This is a genomic window from Paenibacillus sp. HJGM_3 (genome assembly GCF_045062745.1).
Lineage (GTDB): Bacteria > Bacillota > Bacilli > Paenibacillales > NBRC-103111 > Paenibacillus_AA.
Genome location: NZ_JBJGED010000029.1, coordinates 54,040 through 76,968, shown reverse-complemented (window position 1 = coordinate 76,968; position 22,929 = coordinate 54,040). Strand labels below are relative to the sequence as shown.

The following is a 22,929-nucleotide window of genomic DNA, read 5'->3' as shown; positions in this document are numbered from 1 at the left end:
GCCTTAGTGCCCCATCCAGCGGAGGCCTTTGGGGTAGTGGTTTTTGATCTGGCCATCGCTCGCCTTGCCCCAGCCGAGCGGGAAGCCGTCGACGGCGACGACGCACCAGCCGCCGGCGAGCCCGTCTGCCGCAGGCAGCGCCTCTCCGCGCAAGTACGCCGCGACGGTGGCGTCGTCTGCGCGGTAGTTCGCGCGTGCCTGCGCGGGTACGTCCTGCGGCGCGCAGGCGAGCGCCAATGCGTGGGCCGGTTCGACCCGGCCCTTCTTGACCGCGGCGAGGTGAAGGCCGGGCCGGAGCACGCGGAGCCCGTCAAGCGCGGCCGCGCGGAACGGACAGCCTTCGGCGTGCGGCAGCCAATACAGCTGCTCGCCGAACAGCACCGGCTCGCCCGGGCCGAGCGCCAGGCCGGGCAGCGCCTGCGCAAGGAACGCGCGCGTCTCGCGCATGGCGGCCGCTGCAGCAGCCTCGCCCGCGTCGGTGCCGCCACGGCGCTTGGGCGCCGGCGTCTCGCGGTCGCGGCTGCGTCCGCTCGCGCTGAGCGATGCGCCCGCTGCAGCGGTGTCGCCCTGCCTGTGCAGCAGCGCGACGAAGTGCCCCTCGCCGCGCTGCCGGTGCGGCCATATGCGCTCCGTCCGCAGGACGGCATAGTCCGGATGCTTCGAGGTGAACGCCTCGAGCACGTCTTCATTTTCCTCGCGGTTGAACGTACACGTGGAATAGGCGAGCAGGCCGCCCGGCTTCAGCATGACCGCGGCCGAATCCAGAATATCGAGCTGCCGGGTCGCGCACATCTCGACATGCTCCGGGGACCATTCGCCGCGCGCTTCTTCGTCTTTGCGGAACATGCCTTCGCCCGAGCAGGGGGTATCCAGCATGATTTTATCGAAGAACGAGGGGAACCGGGCAGCCAATTGATCCGGGGTAGAGCTCGTCACGACCGCATTGCGGATGCCGGACCGCTCGATGTTCTCACTCAAGATTTTCGCGCGGGCCGGATGAATTTCATTCGCGAGGAGCAAGCCTTGTCCCTGAAGCATGCCGGCCAGCTGGGTCGATTTGCCCCCGGGAGCGGCAGCCAAGTCCAACACGATGTCGCCGGGCACCGGAGCGAGGAGCTCCGCCGAGGACATCGCCGAAGGCTCTTGCATGTAATACACGCCTGCGCTGTGATAAGGAAGTTTGCCCGGCCGAGCGTCGTCTTTATAGTAGTAACCTGTCGGGCACCAAGGTACCGGCTCCAGCCCGAATCGGCGTTCCAGTTCCCCGAAGACGGGATGCTCCTTTTGAGGAGGCTGCATTTTCAGCGGATTGAGACGCATGCCTTGTGTCCTAGGAGCTTCATAGCTGTGCAGGAATTCATTGATCTCGTCGCCCAGCTGAGCGCTCATCCGCGTCACGAAAGCCTCGGGCAGTTTTATTGTAACGGTGTCGGGATTATGAGAAGAGGGCATAAGGGGCTGTATCCTTTCCAATAACGAGCTCTTGTGCTTTCATTATACCGCAGCCTCCTGGTGGCACAAAGTCGGATCGGACTGCTGAGCCTTGACGTGAATTTGATGTATATGTATAATGTATACATTACTTATGGAAGGTGATGTTTATGATCCGGAAGCAAATCTACCTTTCCGAAGAGATGAACCGTCGCTTGAACGAAATTTCGAGACAAAGAGGAGTGCCGCAATCCGAAGTGATCCGCGAAGGTCTGGAGCAATACATTACGGAATCCGTCAAGAAGGATGAGCTGTGGGAGGAACTGCTAAGCGAGATGAAAAAAGCTCCGCCCATGGATCTGAAATGGAACAGAGACGAGCAATATGCCGAGCGGACTGAGAAATACGGAGGCCCTCATGAGCGTTCTAATTGACACGAAAATTTTAGTATATGCTTGGGACTCCGGAGATAAAGTCAAGCAGACCCGCGCCATTCACGTCTTACATGAATACCGCAATCAAGCTTGCTTATCCACCCAGAATTTGTCTGAATTTTCCTCCGTTATGATTAGAAAGGGATGTGATCTGCAGTGGCTGCAGCGTGTTATCTCCATCTACAGCCAGCTGCTTACGATTGTTCCTGTACACACCCAGGAAGTGGAGCATGCCGTTAGGGCTGTTCAGGAGCATCGAATGAGTTTTTGGGATGCACAGATTTGGGCTGTGGCTCTGACGAACCGGATTCCGGTAATTTTATCTGAGGACGGACCGACCGGACAAGTAATTGAAGGGGTTACGTTCGAAAATCCATTGCAGTAATTTGAAGTTAGTTCATCCAGTAGGGGATGGTTATGATGAGTCCAAAAGCAGTCGTGATCTTAAGCGGGGGGCTCGACAGCACCACGTGTATGGGAATTGCAAGGGAAGCGGGGTACGAGCTGTATCCGATTACGTTCGACTATGGTCAGCGCCATCGGATCGAGCTGGATAACGCCCGTCAAGTAGCGGAGTATTACAGGGTCCAGCATCGGCACCGGGTCGTGCAGCTTGGGTTTTTGCGGGAGTTCGGCGGGAGTGCGCTGACCGATGATTCCATCGCGGTGCCGAAAGCCCATGAAGGGGCGAAAAGCGGCGACGAGGAGTCAGGAAGCGACATTCCCGTTACCTATGTGCCGGGACGAAACCTGCTGTTTTTGTCCATCGCGACTTCTTTCGCCGAGGTGACGGGGGCGGAGGCGATCTATATAGGCGTGAACGCGTTGGATTATAGCGGGTATCCCGACTGCCGGCCGGAGTTTATCGCCAAGGTCGAGGAAGTGATCGCCCTCGCGACCAAGGTTGGCGTGGAGGGGCGGGGCATCACCATCGAGACCCCCCTCATCTCAATGTCCAAAGCGGAGATTATCCGGGAGGGGACTCGATTGGGCGTGCCGTACCAGTTGACAACGTCCTGCTACAATGGACAAGCCGAAGCTTGCGGCGATTGCGACAGCTGCCGGCTGCGGCTCAAGGGCTTTGCCGAAGCGGGTCTGACGGATCCGATCCCCTACGTCGGGCGCTGAGCCGTCAATTTGTTGACGCAGCGGCGGGCGGGGAGCGGCCGGAGTTAGCGTGAAAAACCACTTAACTCCCGCCAAGCGCACAGGTCACGCGCCGAATTAGTCGGTTCCGCCGACTATCTGGCGCCCGCGGGCCCCCAAAACAAAAGGAAATCCCCCAACCGGCAAGACAGGCTTGCGGTTGGGGGATTTGTTTTGCGGCTGGCAGCCAACTGCAGATACAGGTGGCCGCCAGCAGCGATTACTCGGCCGACAAGTCGAGCCAAGCCATCTCTTCCGGCGTCAGCCGGACGGAGGCGCCCTCCCGGCACGAGTCCATCTCCTGCTGGTTCTGCGGGCCGATCAAGGCCGCCGAAGGGAACGGCTGGTTCAGCACGTAGGCGAGCGCGATCTGGATCGTTGTCAAGCCCTTCTCTTTGCCAAGCTGCTCCGCCCGGCGGTACCGCTCCCAGTTGGCATCGCTGTAGAAGACGCGAACGAGGTCCGCGTTCGAGCGGTCTTCCGGTGTGAACCGGCCGGTGAAGAAGCCGCGCGCCTGCGAGGACCAGGACAAGAGCGGCAGCTGCGTCTTCTCGTGCCAGGCGCAAGTCTCGGCATCCGCCGAGATGCAGCCGGCCCAGAACGGCTCCTTCGCCTTGGCCAAGCTCAAGTTCGGGCTGCTGAAGGTGAACCCGACGAGGCCGTGCTTCGCCGCGTAGTCGTTCGCCTCCTGCAGCCGCTGATGGCTCCAGTTCGAGCCGCCGATCGCGCGGACCCGGCCGGCCTCGATGTGCGCATTCAGCGCCTCTACGATCGGGCCGACCTCGACGGCCGGGTCGTCCCGATGCAGCGCGTACAGGTCGATGTAGTCCGTCTGCAGCCGCTCGAGGCTCTCGCTCAAGTCTTGATCGATCGCCGCCTTGTTCACGCGGGGACCGGCTGCATTATGATGCGCGCCCTTCGTGAGCACGAGAATGTCGCTGCGGTTGCCGCGGGCGGCCATCCAATTGCCGATGGCGCGCTCGCTCTTGCCGCCGCCGTAGATGTGCCCGGTATCGAGCGTGTTCCCGCCGATACCGACGTAAGCGTCGAGCAGCTCGTTCACGCGATCCTGAATGTCGGGCGAGTAGTAGTCCGTGCCCATAATAAGCTGGGTGACCGGAAGCTTCACCCCTGGTATGGCGAATGATTTCACGATTATCCCTCCATCGAGACGCGAATCCGCTGTTCAGCCGACAGCAGGCAGGCGTCCAAAATTCTCATATTGTGAACCGCATCGACGGGCTCGAAGCGGGCTGGCTGTTCGCCCCAGGCCGTGCGGGCAAAATCGTCCGCTTGCAAAGAGTAATGATTGACCGGTTCCAGCGTTTCCTCGCGCTGCCCGTCTTTCGTGAACACTTGGAACACGGAAGGCTGGTCCGGCGGTTGGATGTAAGCGGAAGGCAAGTAAATACGGCCGTCCGTACCGAGAATCTCCAGCGTGTTGCGGAAGGCAGCCCACATCGCACAGTCGAACGTCAGCCCGACGCTGTCCGGGAACTCCACCAAGCCGGAGGCCATCATGTCGACGTCGCCGTGACGCGGAGAGAACATGGCCTGCACCGTGGCGGCTTCCGGCTCCCGGCCCAGGATGAAGCGCGCCGCCGAGATCGGGTAGACGCCGATGTCGTACAGGGCGCCGCCGCCCCATTGTTTGTGGAACCGCACGTTCTCCGAGGCGCCCGAGGAATTGAACGTGAATGTCCCGTGGATGCCGCGAATCGTGCCGATCTCACCAGATGCAAGAATCTCGCGGATCCGGTCATACCGGGGATGATGCCGGTACATGAACGCTTCGGCCAGATGGACGCCGGCTTTGGCAGCCGCCTCGACCATCTCTTCGGCCTCGCCCGCAGTCAGAGCGAAAGGCTTCTCGCACAACACATGCTTGCCCGCCTCGGCGGCGCGGATGGTCCATTCCTTGTGCAAATGATTCGGCAGCGGAATGTAGACGGCATCGATCGAGTCGTCGGCAAGCAGTGCTTCATAGCTGCCGTACGCGACCGGTATGCCAAGCTTCTCGGCCGTTGCCTTCGATTTCTCCTCATCGCGGCTCGCGATCGCGGCGACTTCGCCTGTAAGCGATTTCTGAATACCCGGAATAACGGACCGAATCGCGATGCCGGCGCAGCCGACGATACCCCAGCGGAGCTTCTTCTCTTGTGTCAAGCGTGGTTCACCTCTTCTTATTATTTGGTATTGTGATAGGACTATATTGCCATTATAGATTGTCGATATTAAAATGAAAATAATACTTTATTGGTCTGGATAACACGATATTGTCATTGGAGTTGGGTGAATGAGACAGCATGTGATGCTGCCGACGTGGAGCGGACATCCCTACTTGATGCTGCCGGAATCGGTGGGCTGGTATTGGGAGGAGCCGGATCATGTGGTGGAGCGGCCGGAAGGGACTTGGCAAACGTATAGCATTCACGTCATCATGAGCGGCAAAGGTTTTTTGGAGTACGGGGGGAAGGTGCATACGCTTCAGCGGGGGGACGCGTTCCTCTACTATCCGAACCGGGAGCAAAAATATTACAGCAGCCGGGAGGAGCCGTGGAGCGTGCGGTGGGTTCACTTCTACGGACCAGAGCTGCATGCCTTCCTGACGGAGAGGGGGTTTCACGTATCGCCGCTATGGACGCTGAAGCAGGTGAAGCCTTGGGAGGAGGCGCACGAGGAGCTGATGCAGGAGTGCCTGGCGCACAACTTTACGCATGTCACGCGATTGTCGGGCTTGGTCTACTGGGTGCTGGCGGAGTTCATCAACCAATCGATCCCGCTCACGGCGAGCAAGAGTGCGGAGGCGCTGGAGCGCATCCATCAGATACTGCCGTTGATGCGCCGCCGGGCGGCCGAGCCGTTCATCCTGGAGGAGTGGGCAGCGGAGGCGCAAGTGAGCCCGTACTATTTTTGCAAGCTGTTCAAAAAAGCGACCCAAATGACGCCCTCGACCTTCATGACGACATGCCGCATGCAGATGGCGAAGCAGCTGCTGCTGGAGAAAGCCGATTGGCCGGTCAGCCGGGTTGCGGAGCAGGCGGGGTATGCCACGATCAGTTATTTCCACCGCAAATTCCAAGAGCATGAGGGGATGACCCCGCTCGAATTCCGGACGTTGTTCTGGAACCGGTTGGGATGATTATCCTTCTAACTAATCTCATAGGTTACCCATTGGGATTGATGACCGCCCATTTTCTTATACAAAGACTGGGCCACAATATTGTCCTTCGCCGTTTCCCACGTCATATAAGCAAAATGGTTCTCTCTTATGAAGCCTAAGCAAGCCTGAAACAATTTCTCGCCCAATTTTTGTCCCCTGGCTTCGGACGAAACGTACAAATCGTTTAGTATGGCTGCCCGTTTGACTTGAAGGGTGCTAAATGTAAAATACAAAGTCGCAAAGCCGAGAAGCTTTCCATTCTTTTCCGCACAAAATTGCATCCCGCTTGAAGGGTAATCTAATAAATGTTCGATCAAACCGTTGAGAGATTCTTCAGCTGGTTTCGGTTTTTGATAAAAATCTACAATGTATTCGATCATTAACTCTAAAAGCTGAGGAATATCTTCCTTGTTAACGGCTCTAATAACCACATCGTTCATCTAAAGATCATGCCTCCAACCCTTTTTGATTTTTAGTCAAGCTTTTCGTATATTTCACCACTTTGTTCTTGCCCGTCGTCTTGGCCGAGTACATCGCCGTATCCGCCTCGCGCAGCAGATCCTCCGTCGTCTGGCCTCCGCGGAACTTGCTGTAGCCGACACTGACCGTCACCCCGACCGATTGTTCGATCCGCTGCCGGAGATGCTCGGCCAGATCGCCGGCCTTCACCTTCGAATCGGTAAGGAGCACGACCATCTCTTCACCGCCGTACCGGCCTACGATGCCGATCTGTTCCGTCTCCTCTAGCAGCACTTGGGCCACGCGTCTCAGGGCGTCGTCCCCGGCTTGGTGGCCTCGGGTGTCGTTCAGCTTTTTGAAATTGTCGATATCGAAGAACAGCACGGACACCGGCAGCTCGCGCGCCGTATACTGGGAGATCCGTTTGATGAGGAATTTGCGGTTGTAGAGACCGGTCAAGCCGTCCGTAATGGAAGAACGGTAGATCGTGTGCATGAGCTCGACAATTCGGTCGAACAGGAACAGGAACAAAATAAAGTAATAGAAGAGCGGCACGTAATATTCGACCAGATTAAAAAAGAGGAGCGGCTCGTCCATCAGATAGCGATTCACAATCGAAGCGATATGACAGAGCAAATAGGCGATCGTCGCCGCCTGGAACTTGACCGCCTGACCGATCCGCGGGGGCAAGATGAGCAGGCTCAGCAGAATGAGCACGAACAGATAAATCTCGAGCCCCAAATGCTGCAGCAGCCGGATTTGCTTCTCGGTGCCCTCGAGCCAGTTCGGAATCTGAAATTGCCCGGCGGCGAAGAGCAAAGTGACGAGCAGCAGCGAATAAAAATAAAGGGTATCGCGTGCTCTCGTGGAATTATATAATTGATAAATAGCGCGGTTGAGCATAAGGAAGGACACGACCTTGAGCAGCTGCTCGGCCGAGCCGATCCAGGAAACGGCAGGCTCCCGATGGACCGCCAGCACGATCAGCAGCACATGCTGCACCATGATGACGACGAGGGAGACCGTTAGCGTCATGTAAGCTTTTCGTTTGCGATCCCACAGCAGCCTTAACGACATCATGAACATCATGACGAGAATCAACAGCATGCAGGATAAGGAGTAGACCTGCGCATACGTTCCTACGAACAGTTCCGATAAGTTCAAGAGCATGCCTCCGGCGTTGGTTTGGACTGGACTGTATTCGTATTATAGCAGATTCCGATCGCACAGCGCAGACTACGAGAACGGGAGCGATGCACATGAACATCTTGCAAGCTTTGTTTTTCCCTCCGGAGCAGCCGGGCGGGGTTTCCTCGATGGTGCCTTACATTTGCGAGCATTTCGTAGAGATAGGCTGGGAGATGGAGTTGTTCTCCATTCCGAAGCGGGTGCGGACCAAGGGCACGGAGCCGGTCCAATTCGACACTTTCGATTGGACGCCGTTCGCCGGCAACGCCATCGTGGACAAATACATCCAAACGTTCAAAGACTACGTCTGGTGGACCCGGATGCGCGTCCGCAAAAGCTACGACCTCATCCACGCCCATCATCCGATCGCGGCGCTGGTGATGAAGCAGCTGTTCCCGGAAACTCCGGTTTTGATGACCATCCATTCCAGCTATGAGCGCGAGTTGATCTTGAACGGGAAAATCGCAGAGGGAGGGCCAGAGCACCGTTTCCTCACCTCCCTGTACGGCGAGCTGGAGCATAAGCTGGACGGGATCTTGACCGTATCGCGGTCGTTCAAAAGCTATGTAGGCGCCTATATGAAGCATAGCGAACGGATCAAGGTTATCCCGAACGGCTTCGACGAACGCCGGTTCCGGCCGATCTCCCATGAGAACGCCGTCCCGCAGCTGATCACCGTCTGCCGGCTCGTTCCGGCCAAAGGGATCGACACGCTGCTCCAGGCTTGCGCCGAGCTGAAGCGCCGGGGACTGCCGTTCGTCCTTCACTTGATCGGAGACGGTCCGATCCGGGAAGAGCTCGAGCAGATGGCGATCGATTTGAATATATACGAGGAAATTATTTTCTATGGGTATATGCTGCACCCGGAGGAGTTCATGCCGTTCTTCGACATCTTCGTCCTCCCTTCCCGGGCGGAAGCATTCGGATCCGTATTCGCGGAGGCAGCGTTATGCTGCCTGGCGCTCGTCGGGACGGACGTCGGCGGGATCGCCGAACAGATCGAGCATGGCCGCAACGGGTTGCTCGTCCCGCCGAACGATCCCATTCGGCTGAGCGAAGCGCTCGAGCTCGTGATGGCCGATCCGACTTACCGGTACCAGCTGGCGCGCTCCGGCTGGATGAAGGCCAAACAGACGTACTCGCTGCAGCGGGTTATCGGCCAACTGAAGGAAGTGTACGAGTCGAAAGGATTTCAGCAGCTGGCAAGCGAGTCTTAAGAAGGCGGCACGACAAACGGAGAGGGCGAGAGTCGCTTTGGCGGCGCTTGCCCTTTTGGTTACTCGGCCGGGCTCATACTTCGAGCCTCGACTCCAAAGTGGCTTTCCAGCTGGCAGACAGCTCCGGAATGGCGTGAAGGGTGCGGATGCCGACGAGATCCCCTTTGCTGTAATAGATCCGGTTCGCTTGAGAGACGGTCATCCCGGCTGGATGTCGTTCCACCAGCGTGAAGGGGAGGCGGCTGTCGAACAGGCCGGGCTCGAGCACCCGGAAGTAAAAGCCGGTAAATCCGGTCTGCTGCACGAGCAGAACGAGATCCGGACGGTTGTGGCGCTTGGCCAGCTTATGGCAGGGCTGCCGGGGCTGAGATACTTGCAGCCGAACCTCGCCGATGGCGAACACGTCGCCGATACATACTTCTTCTTCCGTCAGTCCCCGTATCGTCAAATTTTCCCCGAATGCGCCGCAGGGCAGCAGAACGCCGAGCTCCTGCTCCCAATGTGGGTAATGTTCTTCCGCGTACACACAGATCGCTTTATCCGGACCGCCATGGTGCTTCAGATCCGCCTGCCCGTCCCCGATGAACCCGGTTAAGGTCAAGTCCAGTGCGGGGGTAGTTACTTTCGTTTTGAAAATGCCCGTCATGATGCGCTCCGACTTGTACGCCATGACTTGAGGCTTGCCTACCTGCATGGAAACGATTTGGATCGTCATCCCGAGCCTCCCTGGTTGTCTTTGTATTCTGAAGCCATTATACACCAGTTTCCTATATACCTTCCCTTCGCGTCAACGTTTATAATAAAAGCCGGAGGGATGCGGCTTGATGACGATTCAGCAAATAGCGGATCGGTTGAATATGACGCCTAGGGCGATCCGATTTTATGAGGAAAAAGGACTGCTTAAGCCGCATAGGCAACCGTTCAACCAATACCGGTCCTATACGGAGGCGGATGCATGGAGACTGCAGACGATCGGGGCTTTGCGCGAGCTCGACATTCCGGTTGAGGAGATCAAACGGCTGCTGGAGGAGCTGGACGAAGGGGCGGCGGATGAAATTGCGGCTTATTTGAATACACAGCGGAGCTGCCTGTTCCAGAGGTGGACAGAGCTGAAACAGCTGCTGAGCGGGCTGGACGCACTCCTGGAGCAATCCAGCCGGGGAGATGGGCTTGACCTGGATGACCTGATCCAATTGGCGGAGCGGGAGAAACGATTGAAGGCGGCGCGCGGGACATGGACGGACCGCTGGAACTTCGATCGCTTGGCCGATAAGTTCGATGAGCGGCTGTTCTCCAAGGAAGGGTACCCGGTAAGCGGGGAGCAGTATGAGGAAGTATTGGGAGATGTAGTGACGGCGATTCAGGCGGCTCCTGGAGAACGAGGACTCGACCTTGGGGCGGGGACAGGCAATTTGGCGGGTCGGCTGGTGACGAAAGGGGCTCATGTGTGCGCGGTCGACCAATCGGGGGAAATGCTGAAGCGTTGCAAGGCGAAGTATCCCGCTGTCGAGACGAAGCTGGGCAATATGATGGCGGTGCCTTATTTTGACGCTGCCTTCGATTGGGTCGTCTCCAGCTTCGCGCTGCAGCACTTGAATGACGAGCAGCGGCCGCTGGCGCTGCAAGAAATGTCGCGCGTCCTCCGTCCCCATGGGAGAGTGTGCATCGCGGACATTATATTCCGGGATGAAAGCCACCGTGCGGAGTGCGTCGACCGCTGGCGGAGGCGAGGGGATGAGGCGCGGTTGCGTGCCGCGGAGAGCCGGACATATGCGTACCAGTCGGCCGTACTGGACTGGTTCCGTGGGAATGGGTATGTCGCCTATGCGCAGGCTTTCGGCGACGAGCTGCTGCAGCTCATCGTGGCGGTGAAGCGATCCTGAGGCGAACGCTTGTGCGTATCGCCGAAGCGATATACAATGAAGGGGAAAAGGACAAGGGATCGGGGAGGGGGAACTTCATGCGGGCTTTTCGATTTCTTCATGCGGCCGATTTGCATCTGGACAGCCCGTTCAAGGGGTTGTCCTCCCTGCCGGAGCCGATTCGGGAGGTTATTCGGGAATCGACCTTCCAGGCGTTCCGGAACTTAGTGACCACTGCGATCGAGGAGCGGGTCGATTTCGTCGTGTTGGCCGGCGACATCTACGATGGCGCGGACCGGTCCTTAAGGGCGCAGCTGCGGTTTCAGCAAGGGGCCGAGCGTCTGGCGGAGAGGGGCATCCCGCTCTACGTCGTTCACGGCAACCACGACCCGGACGACGGGAGGAAGGCAAGGCTCACTTGGCCGGATTCGGTTCATTTTTTCTCCTCGGTCGCACCGGAGCTGATCGAGGCGGTAGACCGGCACGGACGGGCGCTGGCCGGCATCCAGGGCATGTCCTATCCGAACGCCTCGGTGCGGGACAATCTCGCGGCCCGCTATACGCGGGGCTCGAATGGGGGTCAGTACCAGATCGGCCTGCTGCATGGGAATGTCGACGGCGATGCCGGACACGACAATTACGCGCCGTGCACGCTTCAGCAGTTGACCGGGAGCGGGCTCGATTATTGGGCGCTCGGGCACATCCATAGCCGGCGTACGCTCCGCTCGGAGCCCTGGGTCGTGTATCCCGGCAACATTCAGGGCAGGAGCATTCGCGAGACCGGGCCCAAAGGGTGCTATGTCGTCGACGTATCGGATTCGGGGACGACGTCCCTGAGCTTCCGTCCGACGGACGCCGTACGCTGGATTGTCGAACCCGTCTCCATAGACGGGTTGACGAGCGAGCAAGAGCTGCGCGATGAGATGGAGCGCGTACTGGATTCGGCAGCGGTTCTGGCGGACGGTCGACCTGCTGTCGTCCGTCTTCAGCTGGTCGGCCGGGGGCCGTTGCACAGGGTGCTTCAGAGCGGCAGTTCGCTGCAGGAGCTGGTGGGCGAGCTGCGGGAAGAGGCGTCGCGCCGGGCCGAGCTCGATGCGGCGGCCGGATGGACGTGGCTCGAATCCGTCCAGCTGCAGACGGGCCTCGCGCTCGACCGCGAGCTGCTACTCGCGCAGGACGGATTTTTGAGCGACCTGCTGCGCAGCGCCGACGGGCTCCTCGCGGACGGGCGGGAGCTGGAGGCGTTTTGCGCCCGGTCGCTGGAGCCGCTGCTCGCCCATCCGAAGGCCGGGCGGCTGCTCGCCGAGCTGCTGGCGGACGAGCGGGCCGACTGGCTCCGCGCCGCCGAGCAGCTCGCCCTCGGCTTGCTCGCCGAGGAAGAGGGATGGGACGCGTGAGGAAGCACAGTTCGGCGGAAGTGAGGAAAGCTTTATGAAGACGGAAGTGCGAGAGATTTACATAGAGGGATTCGGTAAATTGAATGCGGCGGGTTATGAGCTGAAGGGGCCGATGACGCTTTTCTACGGGCCGAATGAAGCGGGCAAAAGTACGCTGCTGGCTTTTCTTCGCGCCATGCTGTTCGGCTTGCCGGGGCGCAGCGGCGCAGCCGAGCGGCACGAGCCGCTTCATGGCGGGGCGCACGGCGGCGCGTTGACGCTGACGGACGGCCAGGGCAGGGCCGTGCGCATCGAGCGCCGCTTCACGGGCAGCGCCGAAGGCGGACGCGGCCGGTCCGGCGCTTCGTCCGGGAGCGTCCGCCTTCTCGGCCCGGAGGACGGCGCCCTTGCCGTCTCCGGTGCGGCGGAGGCGTGGCTGAACGAGCTGCTGGGCGGCTTGTCGGCCGACCTGTTCCGCAGCCTGTTTGCGTTCAGCCTGACCGAGCTGCAGGAGCTCGGCACGCTGCAGGCGGACGAGCTGTCCGGCTACTTGTACAGCGCCGGTTGGGGCACGAGCGGCCGTTCCGTCCTCGCGGTGGAGCGGCGGCTCGCCCAGGAAGCCGAGCGGCTGTACCGGCCGCGGGGCAAGAACCAGGAGCTGGCGCACGCGATCCGCGCCTGGGAGGATGAAGAGGCCGGCTTGCGGCGCAGCCGGGAGCAGCTCGCCGGCTACAACCGGTTGGCCGACGAGCTGTCGGAGGTGAACGCGAGGCTGGCCGCGATCGAAGAGGAGCTGCGCCTTGCGCGGGAGGCTGCCGCGTGGACGCGTCGGCTGCTTCAGGCCGAGGAGCCGTTCCGCCGGCTGGAGCGCATTGGCGAGCGGCTGGCGGAGCTGCCGGAGCGGGAGTCGTTTCCTGTAGAGGCGGGGAGCCGGTACGAGCGGGCGGCCTCCGAGCTGGAGCTGCGCGTCGGCCTGCTCGGCAAGCTCGAGGCTCGACGCCTGGAGCTGGAGCGCGAGCTTCGGGAGGATCTGCAGGTGGATAGCGCGCTTTTGGAGGCGAAGCCGCTGCTGGACGAGCTGCTGGAGCGGGCCGGCGTCTATCGCGATCAGCAAGCTGCCGTTAGTCGTCTCCGAGCGGAGCGGGAGCAGCTGGAGCAGCAATTCGCCCGGCAGCTCGCCCAGCTCGGGCCGGACTGGGACACGGCGAGACTTGTCGCCGTGCTGGTCACGGTCGCGGCCAAGGAGCGGTTGCGCGGCTGGTCCGCCGAGCGCCTGCAGCTTCTCCGAAGGCGGGAGGTGCTGCAGGCGGAGCTGGATGCGGCGGATCGCCGGGAAGCGGCTGCGCATCGCGAGCAGGTGGCGCTGGACGCCCGCCTCGCGCGGAAGCGCGAGGAGGCGGAGCGGCGCTTCGCGGCGTGGCGCGAGCAGCCGGCGGCGGAGCTGCGCTACCAGCTGCAGCAGCTGCGCCGCGAGCACGCCGAGTGGGCGCGGCTGCGCGACGCCTGGCGGCGGCTCGGCGCCGAGCCCGCGCTTGGCGGCGGCGGTGCCGACGCGCCGAGCGGCGGTCGCGCCCTCGCGAGCGCGCCTGGCGGCGCCGAGCGCCCGGGCCGCAGCGCCGAGCGGTCGCGCCCCGCGTCGCGCCGCGGGCGAGCGCCGCTCGCGGGCGCGGGCGCCTGGCGCGCCGCCGCGTGGGGGCTCGCGGCGCTGGCCGCGACGGCGCCTGCCGCGCTGTGGGCGGCGGACGCGCGGGCGCTCGCCGCCGGCGGCCTCGCGGCGCTGGCGCTGGCGGCGGGCTACGCCGCCGCGCGCGCTCGCCGCGAAGCGGCCGCCTCCGGCGCGGCCGCGCAAGCCGCCGCTGCCGCCGCGCACGAGCGGCAGCAGCTCGAGCGCGCCGGCGCGGAGCTGAGCGGCCGGCTCGGCCGGCGGCTCGCCGCGCTGCTGGCCGCCCCCGCGGCAGCGGGGCTGCGGGAGGCTGCCGCAACCGCGCCGTCGGCGCCAGGTAACGCTCACGCTCCGCAGCACGGGTTCCACCCCGACGCGTCTTCCACCTTGGACGAAGAGGGGCTCGAGCAGCTGGAGCGGGAAGCCGATCTATGGCTCACCGCCGCGCAGGAGCTCGCCCACCTCGAACAATCTTGCGAGGAGGCCCGTGGCACGTGGGAGAGCGAGAAGAAGCAGAGAGAGGCCGCCTATTCGCGATGGCAGGCGGCGGAGGATCAACTCGCTGTGGTCGACGAGGAAGGAGACCGCTGGTTGGAGCAGCTTGGCCTGCCGGCCGGACTGTCGCCGGAAGGTGCCGAGGAAGTGTTCCGTGCAATCGAGCAGGGCACGGAGCTGCACAAACGGCTCGCACTGGCCGTCCACCAGGAGGCTAATTTACAGTCCTCGATGCAGACTTTCGAGGAGCAAGCGACACAGTTGCATGACCAGCTGGGGCATACGCCCTTGCAGCCGCAATCCGACTGGCTGCTGTCGCTGAAGCAGCTGCAAGCCGCCGCCGACGAAGAGCGCTTGCTGGAGCAGCGCCGCCAACAGGCGGAGCGGGAATGGACCGCACTCGAGAGCGACATTAGTGTCGCCGCCCACGATCGCGACCGCGAGGCATCGCGGATTGCCGAGCTGTGGCGCCAGGCGCAGGCGGAGACGCTGGACCAATTCCTGCTGCACGTGAAGCAGCAGGAGGAGCGGGATGCGCTGCTGATCGAACAGCGCGAGCACCGCTCGATCTTAACCGCAATTGTCGGGAATACACGGCTGGAGGAGGCCGGACAGACGCTGCAGACAGGGGTGTCCGACCTGCTGGAAGAAGAATCCAACCGACACGAATCTGCCGCGAAGCAGCTGGAAGAGGAGATAAAGCGGCTGCATGACCGTAGGGGCAGGCTGCTGGGCGAGATGGAAAAGCTGGAGTCCGGCGAGGAGCACGCCGACCGCCTGCTTCGCGTTCAATCGTCCGCGGCCGAGGTGCAGCGCCAGGCGCGGCGCTGGGCCACGCTGGCGTTGGCATCCGCACTGTTCCGCACCGCACGCGAGCGCTACGAGACCGAGCGGCAGCCGGAAGTGCTGCAGCTCGCTTCCTCCTACTTCGAGCGGGTGACGGGGGGAGCGTATACCCGGGTCACGGCCCCGATGGGGGAGAAGCGGCTATACGTGTCCGACCGGAACGGACGCACGCTGGATTCTTCCTCCCTCAGCCGTGGAACGGCGGAGCAGCTATACCTGGCGATGCGGCTCGCCTTCGCTTCCGCCTACCGGGAGACCGCCGCGCTGCCGCTCATCATGGACGATGTGTTCGTCAATTTCGACCCTCGGCGGCTTCGGCAAGTGTTCCGCCTCATGAAGGACGTCTCGGCTGAGCACCAAGTACTGTACTTCACGTGTCATCCGCACATTGTGGAAGCGGCCCGGGAAGAAATTCAAGACCTGCAAGTGGTCGACGTATAGCCAACAACGTATCCTGGCTCGCAGACCGTAGTTAATCAAACTTTACAGATAGTAAACCGGGATATACAAGTATCAGCCGCTTCCCCTCAATTTCCCCTTATAGTAAACCCATCTTGGCTTAATAATAAGGCGCGCCTTGCTATTAGCGAAAGATGGGTTTACTAAATGCTCGATTCCCGAGAAATCGACGGAAAAGAGTAATCTTGGCCTTACAAATTGTAAACTTTGGCTAACAACTCCCCCCACCCCATCACTACCGCTGACGATCGCACGCACTCGGGTTCAGGAGTGGCGCCCGTCCCCCAACTCCCAGCGCACCAACCCAACAAAAAAAAGGCCGCCTACGCGACCTTCCCCATCACAACCCCTAAAACTTATCCTGCAGCAGCAGCAGAATGATCGAAGACAAACTGAAGCACACGCTCACGAGGCAGAGCACGGCGACGACCTGCTTCGGGTTCAGTCCCATCCGCAGCAGCCGGTAGTGCGCTTGGCTCGCGTCGGCTTGGTAGATCGGCTTGCCCTGCATGAACCTTCTCGCCACGACGAACAAATTGTCGAAGATCGGTACGCCGAGCGCCAGGATCGGGATGAACAGCGATAGTACGGTCGCTTGCTTGAATGCCCCGTCCAGCGCGATCACCGCGAGGATGAAGCCGAGGAACGTCGCGCCGGCGTCGCCCATGAAGATTTTGGCCGGAGGCTTGTTGTAGCGCAGGTAAGCCACCGCCACGCCGACCAGGATGATCGCCATGATCGCCGAATTGCCTTGACCCTTCGCCAGCGCCACGACGAACAGCGTCACCGCGGAGATCGCCGACAACCCGCCGGCCAAGCCGTCCATCCCGTCGGAGAAGTTAATCACCGTAGTAACCCCGAAAATCCACAGGATCGTGAGCAGGAACTCCAGCACGACCGGCAGACCGACGAACTCGCCGCTGAGCGGATTGTAAAACCCTTCGAACGTAATGCCGGAAGCGTAGACGAGTACGGCGGCCGACACTTGCACGATCATTTTGGGCAGGGCGGGGAAGTCCCGCCCCTGCGTTTTGTACCAATCGTCAATCGTCCCGATCACGAGCAGCAGCAGGCCCCCGGCCAGAATCGCCGCCGTTTGCCAAGTGAAGGCGCCGGTGAAGAGCAAGTAGGCCGCCCCGAATCCCGCGTAGATCGCATAGCTGGCGGTCAGAGGAATGGGCGCGCGGTGTATTTTACGTTCCACGCCTTGTCTGGGCTTGTCCACGAAATCGAGGCGGAACGCAAGCTTCGCAAGCGGAGGAATCAAGAAATAGACGATGAGAAACGACACTAAAAAGGAAAGGGCGTATAAAATCGGAATCACATCTCCAGCCTTGGTATGATAGTTTTCCAAATCTAGTATAAGCGTAAATCCAATCCTTGTCGATTGGTAGAGCATTTTGCTAGAATTTTCCCGGTACGATGGAACGAATTGGGAGCAGCGTCGTCTAATAAGCTGAGGTGAACCACGTGGGCTTCGAATATTTAAGCGCGTTATCCGACACGACGGACAAGGATGCGGTTCTGCAGGACCTCATGACCGCGTTCGGACGGGATGTATGGAACTATGCCTTCTTCCTGACCGAACGGTTCGACATAGCGGATGACGTGTTCCAGGACGTGTTTGTGAAAGTGTATCGGAATCTGTATTCCTATCGCGGAGAGTCGTCGGTCAAAACGTGGCTGCTCACGATTACGAGGAACGTCGTCAAGGACCATTGGAAATCGGCCTGGAAGCGCAAAGTGCTGCTGGTGGCAGCGGTTGTGAGAAGAGAAACGGTGCCATCTCCGGAAAAAGAAGTGATCAGCCGTATGGATCATGGAGAAATTTGGAAAACGGTGCTCGACCTTCCGGATAAATTGCGCGAAGTGCTCGTGCTGCATGCCCACCATCAGCTGTCGATGCCGGAGATCGCGGATCTGCTGCAGCTGCCGCTTAGCACGATCAAGTCCAGGCTCCACCGCGCCCGCCAAAAAGTCCATCTGGCTATGAAGAATGCGGACATCGAGGGGTTGGCCGGTTCAAGACCGGGCACGACGGATCCGGGAGGGAGGAACAGCCGATGAACCGTGCGAGAGGCACAAGGAATTGGGAAAAAGAGCTGCGGAGCTTCCCCCTTCATCCGAACGGGATTCCGGGCTCGTTAAGACGTAAAGTGGAGGCGCGAATCGCGATGGAAGAACAATCGCACGGAAGAAGGCCTCGCTTGTGGTTCGCCGCTCTGGCGGCAATCGCAGTCTTCGCGTTGCTGTTCGTGCAGCGGGAGCCGCTGTTGCGCTGGCTGAAGCAAGAGGAGCCCGTCCTGACGGAGACGATCGATACGACTACGGAGCGTACGCTCAAACTATTAACGTTTCACCGGGACACCTTTATGAGGCAATACGGCAATGCGTTCCTGATCAAGTATCCGAACATGCAGATCGCCGCCGTGGAAACGATGAGCCTGGGCCTGTCCCAGCAGTCCGATCTGAAGAAAGCGTATTATGACTTGATGGAAAAGGAACAGCTTGACGTGCTGTACGTGCCCTTGTCGATCTACAAGGAGATGGCGGCCGACGGCAAGCTGTATCCGCTCGAGACATTCATTCAGAAGGAACGCTATGACTTGGCGGCTTTCCGGCCGGGGGTGATCGACCTGCTGCGCGAGGCCGGGGGCGGCAAGCTGTACGGGCTGTATCCGACGATGTACTCGCAGGCGATCTACTACAACAAAGATTTATTCGACCGCTACGGAGTGCCGCTGCCGACCGATCATATGAGCTGGGACGATGTCCTGCGGCTCGCGGCTCGGTTCCCGGCCGATGCGAGATCCGACCAGCGGGTATACGGCTTCGTTCCCACTTTCAACGATGCTTACAATTTGGCCCAACAGATCGCTCTGACCAAGCGGATTCAGTTGGTCGATGCGGAGGGCAAGACGCTGCTCGCGAATGCTCCTGCTTTCCGAGATATCTGGGCGACGATCGGCGACGGACTGTCGCGGGGGTGGCTGAACCAGACCCAGCAAAGTTTGGCGGGGTTGTCCAGCAACAATATAGAGTGGTACAAGCGCAACGAATTTTTCTTAGGGAACGCGGCGATGCTGCTGGCGAATGAAATGACGGTTCGGGACTTGCAGGAGGCGAAGAAGAGGTTCAACTTGGCCAATTTCACCTGGGACCTCGTGACGGAGCCGGTTGATCCGCAGCATCCGGAAGACGGTTCGTCCTATCGGGTCGATGGGGTGTATGTCGTGAGTGCGAAATCCTCGAACCCTAGAGACGCGTGGGAGCTGATCAAGCTCATCCACAGCGAACCGATCGCGAGGAAAAATACGGCTGCCGCTTTCGGCAGCTCAACGCCGAGCTCGTTACAGCGGGTTCAGACGAAGCCGGAGGACGTGCGGATGGAGGCGTTCACCGCGCTCAAACCGAAAATGTCCGCTCTCCTCGGGCCCTCCACTCTGCCTGCGGCATTCGCGCAAGAGCTGAATGGAATCGTGAATGGCGAGCTGAAGCGGTTCGCGCAAGGGACGCAGTCCATGAACGCCACGATCGACGCGATCCAGTCCAAAGGCCAGGAGGCGCTGGACCGGTCGAATTGGCAGAACAAGAACCAGTAGAGAGGAGGGAGCCGCATGCCGATACAATCCCGTCGAATCGATCCGTTCACCCCGGTTCGGGCCGCACTCGCTCTCCTGCTTCTGCTGGGCGCCGGCTGCAGCCAAGCGCCTTCAGAGGAGACTAAGAAGCCGCTCCGCATCCCTTACTATGACGAACAAAATTTTCAGTCGGTTTACGGCGACTATTTCGCGGTCAAGTTTCCGGACGTGGAAGTCGAGGTTATTCCTATGAACACGCTGTACCAGCCGGGTGTCCCAATCCTTGACGTCTACTCCAAAATGATCGACGAGCTGAAGCCGGACCTGCTGCTCACGAACGTTTGGGATTACGAAAAACTCGCCGCGGCGAACAAGCTGGTGGATTTGACTCCCTTCGTTAAGAAAAGTCGTTTCGATCTCGATGAAATATCTCCGGCCGCGATCGATCTGCTGAAGAGCAAAGGACAGAACAAGCTGCTGGGACTGGCTCCGCAGTTCACGAGCACCGCGCTGTATTACAACAAAGATTTATTCGACCGGTACCAGATCCCCTACCCGCACGACAAAATGACTTGGGAGGAGACGATGCTGCTGGCCCGCCGGTTCCCGGTAAACCCAAACGTGGACGAGCGAATCTATGGGATACACGAGAAATACCGGACCGCTTTCGATTGGGTGAATGACATAGCGGCGACGAACGGCCTGACGTATGTCAGCGCGGACGGTCAGACGATCACGATGGACTCGCCCGCATGGCTGCTAGCGTTCCGGACGGTGATCGAAGGGTTCCGCAGCGGGAATCTGTATTATTATGACAGTGGCGGCAAGCCGATCAACTATGGCCCGACGGAGACGATGACGATGGATCTGTTCAGTGCGGGGCGGGCGGCGATGATGATTAGCGGCACGGAACAGATGATGCGGATGAAGCAAAGGGGTGCCAAGCTGAACTGGGACGTCGTGACCGTGCCGGTCGATCCGAGCAATCCGGACGTGACCCGCAACTTGAGCGTCGGCACGATCTTCTCGATCGCGGCGAAGGCGGAGCATGCGGATACGGCCTGGGAGGTCGTGCAATATTTCAATTCGGCCGAAGCGGCCAAGGTCGGCGTGAAGACGTCGGATAGCTTGTCCACGCGGCTTGCCTTCGCGAAGGACCCGGACGGGCGCAGCCTGGACGCTTTTTACAAATTGAAGCGCGACGATCGGAACGCTTCAGGGCTGCTTCCGGTGCCGGTCAATTTCATTCCTTCATTCGAGCTGATCGTCGGGGAAGAGATCGATCTGGCGGTGAAAGGAACGAAGTCCGTGGAGGAAGCGGTGAAATCGATTGGAAAACGAGCCCAGGCGTTGCTGACGAAAGCCAATGCGGAGCAGGCTTCTTCTTGACGATCCGCAGCTGATCCGTATGAGATCTACCTAACCTAACATTCTGGCGCTTCCTATCGGAAGCGTCTTTTTGTGCAAGTCAAGTCGCTAGGGTTGTCAATTAGTAACCATTTTCACTGCCGGTGCGTCCATTACAGCGGAGGTAGTATTTAGTTGAAACTATGCGTGTTTGTATGCGTGGCAGTCCTTGCCTTAGCTGGGTGCGGGTGCAGTCAGATTTCCCCATCGGCAGAGCCTTGGCCGGAAGCAACTGAGCAGGTGGCACCTCCCTCCCTTCCTGCGACCGAGCCCGAACTAGAGACGAATACCGGACTATTCGCAGTAAGGATGGAAGTCCCTGAGCAAGCCAAAGCCAATGAAGTGTTTGAGATGAAGGCCGATCTGCAGAAGTTAAGCGACGATGAAGTCAGGATGATGCATGCGGGCGGTGTTTTTTACTTTACGATCCGCGACAGCGGCGGAAATCAGGTCAATACGTTTGCAATGGTGGACGTCGGTATTTCTAGAGTCCTGAAAGAGAAAATTACGATTTCCGAATCATACGCCTATAAGCTCGCGGCCCCCGGCAACTACAAGGTTTCAGCGACCGCGCGCTTTACGATGATGGAGGGGGGAGTAGAAAAGCGCTATGAACTGCAGACCGATGAAGCGAGCCTTGAGATCATCCCTAAAAAGCATTTCACTAATCGCTAATTGACGGACAAAACTAATTGTCTTACAATTATACATAAACAGGCGGCAAGATCATTCGAGCGCTCCTACGGTTGAATTGCACGAATGTGTTGCGGCCTCCAGGCATTCCTAAATGCAAGCGTTATCATTCTATGTAGGAGTGATGAGGTTGAGTCAGGAAAAAAATTCCGATCCGTTCATCCCGCAAGTTACCGGAACCCCCGTCATTACCGAAATGCGGGTCGTTCCCGTAGCCGGGCGCGACAGCATGCTGCTGAACTTGAGCGGCGCCCATGCCCCCTATTTCACCCGGAACATCGTAATCCTGAAGGACAACTCGGGTCATATGGGGGTGGGCGAAGTTCCCGGCGGAGAGAGCATCCGCCAAGTGCTGGAGGAAGTCCGCCCCATGATCGTAGGGCATTCGATCGGCACATACAACCAGATCTTGAACGTCGTGCGCCGGCAGTTCGGCAGGTTGGATACCGGCGGCCGGGGGCTGCAGACGTTCGACCTGCGGGTGGCGATTCATGCAGTAACGGCTCTCGAAGCGGCGCTGCTCGATCTGCTAGGGCAGTTCCTTCATGTGCCGGTAGCGGCCCTGCTCGGGGAAGGCCAGCAGCGCGAACGCGTAGCGATGCTCGGGTACTTGTTCTATATCGGCGACCGGACGCGGACGAAGCTCCCTTACCGCGCCGAGCCGGATGGAAGGGACGATTGGGAGCGGCTCCGGAACGAAGCAGCCCTGACCCCTGAGGCGATCGTGAAGCTTGCGGAAGCAGCGCATGAGCGCTATGGGTTCCAGGATTTCAAGCTGAAAGGCGGGGTCATGCGGGGCGAGGAAGAGATCGAGGCAGTCACGGCGCTCGCCGAGCGATTCCCGCAGGCGCGCATCACGCTCGATCCGAACGGAGCGTGGTCGCTGGAGGAAGCGGTCCGACTGTGCCGGGACCGGCGGAAGGTGCTCGCCTACGCGGAGGATCCGTGCGGCGCGGAGAACGGCTATTCCGGCCGCGAGGTGATGGCGGAATTCCGCCGCTCGACCGGGCTGCCGACGGCGACGAACATGATCGCGACCGACTGGCGGCAGATGGGGCATGCGATTCAGCTGCAGGCGGTCGACATCCCGCTCGCCGATCCGCATTTCTGGACGATGCACGGCTCGATTCGCGTCGCCCAGATGTGCCAGGAGTGGGGGCTCACCTGGGGCTCGCATTCCAACAATCATTTCGATATCTCACTCGCGATGTTCACCCATGTCGCCGCGGCTGCCCCGGGCCACATCACGGCAATTGACACGCACTGGATCTGGCAGGACGGCGAGCGGCTGACGAAGCAGCCTCTCCGCATCGTGAACGGCATGGTCGACGTCCCTACTACGCCGGGTCTCGGCGTCGAGCTCGATATGGAGCGGCTCGAGGAAGCGCATCGGTTGTACCTGCAGCATGGCCTCGGAGCGCGGGACGACGCTATTGCGATGCAATTCCTATGCGCCGGATGGACCTTCAATCCGAAAAGCCCCTGTCTGGTTCGTTAAGAGGAGGAGTG

General features: G+C 60.1%; 20 protein-coding genes. 13 read left to right on the top strand and 7 right to left on the bottom strand.

Annotated elements, in window-relative coordinates:
• Positions 1 to 3: 3 nt before the first annotated feature.
• Positions 4 to 1,452: an RsmB/NOP family class I SAM-dependent RNA methyltransferase gene (locus ACI5FR_RS26470; RefSeq protein WP_405460058.1), complete on the bottom strand. Its 1,449-nt coding sequence runs from the start codon at positions 1,450 to 1,452 to the stop codon at positions 4 to 6.
• 149 nt (positions 1,453 to 1,601) lie between these two features.
• On the opposite strand from ACI5FR_RS26470, the gene ACI5FR_RS26465 reads away from it, so the two are divergent.
• Genes ACI5FR_RS26465 through queC form a run of 3 tightly spaced genes read left to right on the top strand, consistent with a single transcriptional unit; the run spans position 1,602 to position 2,993 of the window.
• Positions 1,602 to 1,865: a ribbon-helix-helix domain-containing protein gene (locus ACI5FR_RS26465; protein ID WP_405460056.1), complete on the top strand. Its 264-nt coding sequence runs from the start codon at positions 1,602 to 1,604 to the stop codon at positions 1,863 to 1,865.
• Entirely contained in the window at positions 1,849 to 2,250 is a 402-nt protein-coding gene (locus tag ACI5FR_RS26460) for a PIN domain-containing protein (protein WP_405460054.1), read from the top strand. Before ACI5FR_RS26465 ends, ACI5FR_RS26460 begins: the two co-directional genes overlap by 17 nt.
• Positions 2,251 to 2,285: 35 nt before the next feature.
• Positions 2,286 to 2,993 carry a 7-cyano-7-deazaguanine synthase QueC gene (gene queC, locus ACI5FR_RS26455; protein ID WP_405460052.1) on the top strand — a complete coding sequence of 236 codons (708 nt, stop codon included), beginning with the start codon at positions 2,286 to 2,288 and terminating at the stop codon, positions 2,991 to 2,993.
• 238 nt (positions 2,994 to 3,231) lie between these two features.
• On the opposite strand, the gene ACI5FR_RS26450 is transcribed toward queC, so the two are convergent.
• Together ACI5FR_RS26450 and ACI5FR_RS26445 are read right to left on the bottom strand one after the other, a co-directional pair.
• Complete coding sequence (locus ACI5FR_RS26450; RefSeq protein WP_405460050.1) at positions 3,232 to 4,164, bottom strand: aldo/keto reductase; 933 nt, start codon at positions 4,162 to 4,164, stop codon at positions 3,232 to 3,234.
• A 2-nt stretch (positions 4,165 to 4,166) separates the two neighbouring features.
• Entirely contained in the window at positions 4,167 to 5,177 is a 1,011-nt protein-coding gene (locus ACI5FR_RS26445; RefSeq protein WP_405460048.1) for a Gfo/Idh/MocA family protein, read from the bottom strand.
• Between the two features lie 130 nt (positions 5,178 to 5,307).
• Here ACI5FR_RS26445 and ACI5FR_RS26440 point away from each other — a divergent pair, with 130 nt between their 5' ends.
• Positions 5,308 to 6,153, top strand: a complete 846-nt coding sequence (locus ACI5FR_RS26440) for a helix-turn-helix transcriptional regulator (RefSeq protein ID WP_405460046.1) — start codon at positions 5,308 to 5,310, stop codon at positions 6,151 to 6,153.
• An 8-nt stretch (positions 6,154 to 6,161) separates the two neighbouring features.
• Here the strand turns inward: ACI5FR_RS26440 and ACI5FR_RS26435 are convergent, their stop codons facing one another.
• Both ACI5FR_RS26435 and ACI5FR_RS26430 read right to left on the bottom strand, forming a co-directional pair.
• Positions 6,162 to 6,614, bottom strand: a complete 453-nt coding sequence (locus ACI5FR_RS26435) for a GNAT family N-acetyltransferase (RefSeq protein ID WP_405460045.1) — start codon at positions 6,612 to 6,614, stop codon at positions 6,162 to 6,164.
• A 7-nt stretch (positions 6,615 to 6,621) separates the two neighbouring features.
• Entirely contained in the window at positions 6,622 to 7,797 is a 1,176-nt protein-coding gene (locus tag ACI5FR_RS26430; protein WP_405460042.1) for a GGDEF domain-containing protein, read from the bottom strand.
• A gap of 95 nt (positions 7,798 to 7,892) precedes the next feature.
• On the opposite strand from ACI5FR_RS26430, the gene ACI5FR_RS26425 reads away from it, so the two are divergent.
• A complete protein-coding gene (locus tag ACI5FR_RS26425; RefSeq protein WP_405460039.1) occupies positions 7,893 to 9,038 on the top strand; it encodes a glycosyltransferase family 4 protein in 1,146 nt (381 codons plus the stop codon).
• Positions 9,039 to 9,111: 73 nt separating this feature from the next.
• On the opposite strand, the gene ACI5FR_RS26420 is transcribed toward ACI5FR_RS26425, so the two are convergent.
• On the bottom strand, positions 9,112 to 9,753 hold the full coding sequence (locus ACI5FR_RS26420; protein ID WP_405460038.1) for an MOSC domain-containing protein: 642 nt from the start codon (positions 9,751 to 9,753) through the stop codon (positions 9,112 to 9,114).
• Between the two features lie 109 nt (positions 9,754 to 9,862).
• Here ACI5FR_RS26420 and ACI5FR_RS26415 point away from each other — a divergent pair, with 109 nt between their 5' ends.
• The 3 genes from ACI5FR_RS26415 to ACI5FR_RS26405 all read left to right on the top strand — a co-directional run bounded on the left by ACI5FR_RS26415 (position 9,863) and on the right by ACI5FR_RS26405 (position 15,721).
• Positions 9,863 to 10,921, top strand: coding sequence for a MerR family transcriptional regulator (locus ACI5FR_RS26415; RefSeq protein WP_405460037.1), 1,059 nt, complete (start codon positions 9,863 to 9,865; stop codon positions 10,919 to 10,921).
• 77 nt (positions 10,922 to 10,998) lie between these two features.
• Complete coding sequence (locus ACI5FR_RS26410) at positions 10,999 to 12,297, top strand: metallophosphoesterase family protein (RefSeq protein WP_405460035.1); 1,299 nt, start codon at positions 10,999 to 11,001, stop codon at positions 12,295 to 12,297.
• A 34-nt stretch (positions 12,298 to 12,331) separates the two neighbouring features.
• Entirely contained in the window at positions 12,332 to 15,721 is a 3,390-nt protein-coding gene (locus ACI5FR_RS26405; protein WP_405460033.1) for an AAA family ATPase, read from the top strand.
• Between the two features lie 367 nt (positions 15,722 to 16,088).
• Here the strand turns inward: ACI5FR_RS26405 and ACI5FR_RS26400 are convergent, their stop codons facing one another.
• On the bottom strand, positions 16,089 to 17,063 hold the full coding sequence (locus tag ACI5FR_RS26400; protein ID WP_405460030.1) for an MraY family glycosyltransferase: 975 nt from the start codon (positions 17,061 to 17,063) through the stop codon (positions 16,089 to 16,091).
• Positions 17,064 to 17,209: 146 nt separating this feature from the next.
• Between ACI5FR_RS26400 and ACI5FR_RS26395 the strand changes: the two genes are divergently transcribed.
• The 5 genes from ACI5FR_RS26395 (at position 17,210) to gudD (ending at position 22,918) form a co-directional block, all read left to right on the top strand.
• Positions 17,210 to 17,806: an RNA polymerase sigma factor gene (locus tag ACI5FR_RS26395; protein ID WP_405460027.1), complete on the top strand. Its 597-nt coding sequence runs from the start codon at positions 17,210 to 17,212 to the stop codon at positions 17,804 to 17,806.
• On the top strand, positions 17,803 to 19,341 hold the full coding sequence (locus ACI5FR_RS26390; protein ID WP_405460025.1) for an ABC transporter substrate-binding protein: 1,539 nt from the start codon (positions 17,803 to 17,805) through the stop codon (positions 19,339 to 19,341). The genes ACI5FR_RS26395 and ACI5FR_RS26390 overlap by 4 nt, the downstream gene beginning before the upstream one ends.
• Positions 19,342 to 19,356: 15 nt before the next feature.
• Positions 19,357 to 20,709, top strand: coding sequence for an extracellular solute-binding protein (locus tag ACI5FR_RS26385; protein ID WP_405460023.1), 1,353 nt, complete (start codon positions 19,357 to 19,359; stop codon positions 20,707 to 20,709).
• Positions 20,710 to 20,862: 153 nt separating this feature from the next.
• On the top strand, positions 20,863 to 21,402 hold the full coding sequence (locus ACI5FR_RS26380) for a hypothetical protein (protein ID WP_405460022.1): 540 nt from the start codon (positions 20,863 to 20,865) through the stop codon (positions 21,400 to 21,402).
• A gap of 148 nt (positions 21,403 to 21,550) precedes the next feature.
• Positions 21,551 to 22,918 carry a glucarate dehydratase gene (gene gudD / locus ACI5FR_RS26375; protein ID WP_405460020.1) on the top strand — a complete coding sequence of 456 codons (1,368 nt, stop codon included), beginning with the start codon at positions 21,551 to 21,553 and terminating at the stop codon, positions 22,916 to 22,918.
• The last annotated feature ends 11 nt before the right edge of the window (positions 22,919 to 22,929 follow it).

Coding starts and splice junctions, on each gene's coding strand:
- ACI5FR_RS26425 (WP_405460039.1), top strand. CDS start 7,893: ATGAACATCTTGCAAGCTTTGTTTTTCCCTCCGGAGCAGCCGGGCGGG.
- ACI5FR_RS26385 (WP_405460023.1), top strand. CDS start 19,357: ATGCCGATACAATCCCGTCGAATCGATCCGTTCACCCCGGTTCGGGCC.
- ACI5FR_RS26435 (WP_405460045.1), bottom strand. CDS start 6,614: ATGAACGATGTGGTTATTAGAGCCGTTAACAAGGAAGATATTCCTCAG.
- ACI5FR_RS26470 (WP_405460058.1), bottom strand. CDS start 1,452: ATGCCCTCTTCTCATAATCCCGACACCGTTACAATAAAACTGCCCGAG.
- ACI5FR_RS26410 (WP_405460035.1), top strand. CDS start 10,999: ATGCGGGCTTTTCGATTTCTTCATGCGGCCGATTTGCATCTGGACAGC.
- ACI5FR_RS26405 (WP_405460033.1), top strand. CDS start 12,332: ATGAAGACGGAAGTGCGAGAGATTTACATAGAGGGATTCGGTAAATTG.
- ACI5FR_RS26390 (WP_405460025.1), top strand. CDS start 17,803: ATGAACCGTGCGAGAGGCACAAGGAATTGGGAAAAAGAGCTGCGGAGC.
- ACI5FR_RS26415 (WP_405460037.1), top strand. CDS start 9,863: ATGACGATTCAGCAAATAGCGGATCGGTTGAATATGACGCCTAGGGCG.
- queC (WP_405460052.1), top strand. CDS start 2,286: ATGAGTCCAAAAGCAGTCGTGATCTTAAGCGGGGGGCTCGACAGCACC.
- ACI5FR_RS26465 (WP_405460056.1), top strand. CDS start 1,602: ATGATCCGGAAGCAAATCTACCTTTCCGAAGAGATGAACCGTCGCTTG.
- ACI5FR_RS26440 (WP_405460046.1), top strand. CDS start 5,308: ATGAGACAGCATGTGATGCTGCCGACGTGGAGCGGACATCCCTACTTG.
- ACI5FR_RS26460 (WP_405460054.1), top strand. CDS start 1,849: ATGAGCGTTCTAATTGACACGAAAATTTTAGTATATGCTTGGGACTCC.
- ACI5FR_RS26420 (WP_405460038.1), bottom strand. CDS start 9,753: ATGACGATCCAAATCGTTTCCATGCAGGTAGGCAAGCCTCAAGTCATG.